At 39.4% G+C, this 2321-nt stretch carries 4 protein-coding genes; 1 reads left to right on the top strand and 3 read right to left on the bottom strand.

The features are described 5' to 3' along the window. Positions 1-385: 385 nt before the first annotated feature. The gene (locus ACYUCY_RS18290; protein ID WP_460227981.1) at positions 386-811 is read right to left on the bottom strand and encodes a hypothetical protein; all 426 of its coding nucleotides are present in this window, start codon (positions 809-811) and stop codon (positions 386-388) included. A 283-nt stretch (positions 812-1094) separates the two neighbouring features. Between ACYUCY_RS18290 and ACYUCY_RS18285 the strand changes: the two genes are divergently transcribed. Continuing rightward, a complete protein-coding gene (locus ACYUCY_RS18285; protein WP_460227980.1) occupies positions 1095-1352 on the top strand; it encodes a hypothetical protein in 258 nt (85 codons plus the stop codon). A 19-nt stretch (positions 1353-1371) separates the two neighbouring features. Here the strand turns inward: ACYUCY_RS18285 and ACYUCY_RS18280 are convergent, their stop codons facing one another. Both ACYUCY_RS18280 and ACYUCY_RS18275 read right to left on the bottom strand, forming a co-directional pair. After that, positions 1372-1767: a hypothetical protein gene (locus tag ACYUCY_RS18280; protein WP_460227979.1), complete on the bottom strand. Its 396-nt coding sequence runs from the start codon at positions 1765-1767 to the stop codon at positions 1372-1374. A 103-nt stretch (positions 1768-1870) separates the two neighbouring features. Continuing rightward, the gene (locus ACYUCY_RS18275) at positions 1871-2305 is read right to left on the bottom strand and encodes a hypothetical protein (RefSeq protein ID WP_460227978.1); all 435 of its coding nucleotides are present in this window, start codon (positions 2303-2305) and stop codon (positions 1871-1873) included. Positions 2306-2321: the final 16 nt, after the last annotated feature.

The following is a 2321-nucleotide window of genomic DNA, read 5'->3' as shown; positions in this document are numbered from 1 at the left end:
TTCATTTAAGGCACCGTTGCTGCCGATACGTACAAACAAAAAAATTGAAACTACCGCGATTGTTTTGATTTAGCAAGTTGCCGATTAGAACGTTATTGCTGCGAAAAGTACTTGCAATGAACTTTACTGAGCCGCAAACTACGATACTTATAGAATGAAATTTTTAACCTTGCTCCGTGGCATATTTACACTGCGATAGGGTTTGGGTTACTACCGCATTCTCTAGCATCTTTTGTAACTTAAAGAATGCACTTTTATTTTTGCGGCGACACTAAATTATAATTTTTTATACACGTAACGCCCCAACAAACGGCGAGCGGAACATCGTGGAGCGAGTCCAGTATTAGCCGCGCTTTTTGCGGCTAATACGTGTTTGGTTGGTTTGTTATGTGTTTTCATTTTTGATGCTATTGACATGTGGTTCGTGCGCACTGGGAAATAGACCGTTTTTGACTGGGCCTAATCCAGGCTTAAATATGACCTCTGCCTTAGATAAAAGCTGTTCTTTAGGCCTGGAATAGTTGCCATATATTTCCATTCGATAACCATCACTACTTTCTTCAAAAGCTGAAATATATTTCCCATTTGGCGGTTGAAAATACTCGACAGAATGATTCTCAACGTTGACCTTTAAAACCACAGTGGCATCTTTAAGATATAAAAATCGCGCATCAGCCGACTTCCCTACACTACCATTTGTAGAAAATAAATGGGAATACCCTTCCAGTTCAAATGGCAGTATCAATTCGACTGTTTCGGCTCCCATGTGATGCTCACCATGAAATTTTGATTTTACTATTTCATTGCTCACAGGTTGGCCCTTTTACACATAACGCCCAAGTAATGCGACCAATTGGAGTTGCGTAGTGAAACGAAGCAACGGAATGCAGGTCGCATTGACTTTTTTGTTATGCACTTAAGTAACTGCTCCAATAAAGCCGAAACCGGATAACCCTAATATAGCTATTAAAAAAAATATTAGGGTCGCTATAAAAACACTCGGCTCGGACTTACTTTTAATATATTTATACAACCAAAAAGCTAAAATGGAAGAAAGCGAGGTGGTTGTTAACATATACCAGTAGGCTGGGTGGATGATTTCACTTTTAGAATCTGTAAGTACTTTCTCAATAAAAGTAAAGCCACCCATCAACGGTAATGCAACCAAAAGTGCGATTGACGATCTACGAAGCCGAATAAACCAATATGATTTTGCTGCTTGTTTTGCTCCCTTAGTTAGTTCTTCGGAATTACTCGACATTGATTACAACCAAAAATGCATAACGCCCCAACAAACGGCGAGCGGAACATCGTGGAGCGAGTCCAGCATTAGCCGCGCTTTTTGCGGCTAATGCGTGTTTGGTTGGTTTGTTATGTTTGGTCTTCATAGTTTTTAAGTTTTGTAGCGACGAACTCTTGTAGCTGGGTATTACTACACCCTTTGTAGGAACCTAGTTCCGGCTCAAAACAGGTGAGGTCGTTGAGAATTGCAAAAGCACACTTGCGAGAACTCTCATTTTCGCCTGAAGTTTCAATGTTAATTAATATATCCGTTGCCTCCAAAATTGCCGGATAGTATGTGCCAGCATGATTATTACCTACAGCGAAAAGTACTTTATTATCTAAACCATGAACGGCTCTTGATTCATCGTAACTCAATAAATCCAACAATGCTTCTTGTAATTCACTTGCGCTAAAGCATTCAGGGCCATTGTATTGCGACCAATCTACTTCTCTTATCTTTCTTTCTATTTCGATATCGCTCATAGCTTTGAGAAAACATAACGCTCAAGTAATGCGGCCAATTGGAGTTGCGTAGTGAAACGAAGCAACGGAATGCGGGTCGCATTGACTTGCTTGTTAAGTGTTTTTACGAAATCCAATTTGCACTCTCTACTATTACCCATTTTCCGTTTGATTTTACTAATATGATTTTGATTCCACTGCCGCAGAGTTCACCACATATATAACCAAAATTTACTTCAACGTCACCTAATGGTTTAACTTCGACAAGATCTCGGTCATTGGGAGTCTGGCCTCTTTGCCAAGTACTTTCAGTAGGTGTGACATAAAGGAGGGGTAGATTTACTGCACCTAAGAAATAACCAAATAAACTTACGAATGGTCCTCCTCTGGCAGTTTTTATTAAATTAAGTAGATCATCATTACTTAATTCTAGATCTATCCTTTCTTCTGGCACTACATTATTTTTTGAGTCTACGACCAAATCAATGGGAACGATGGGCGCAAAAAATAACGCTCCGATAAAAAGTACTATGCCGATCGTAGTTATTAAAATCTTCATGTGTTGGATTTACACT

The organism is Aurantivibrio infirmus (assembly GCF_054767315.1).
Note: the sequence above shows the minus strand (reverse complement) of the source record. Positions and strands in the feature narration are given on the sequence as shown.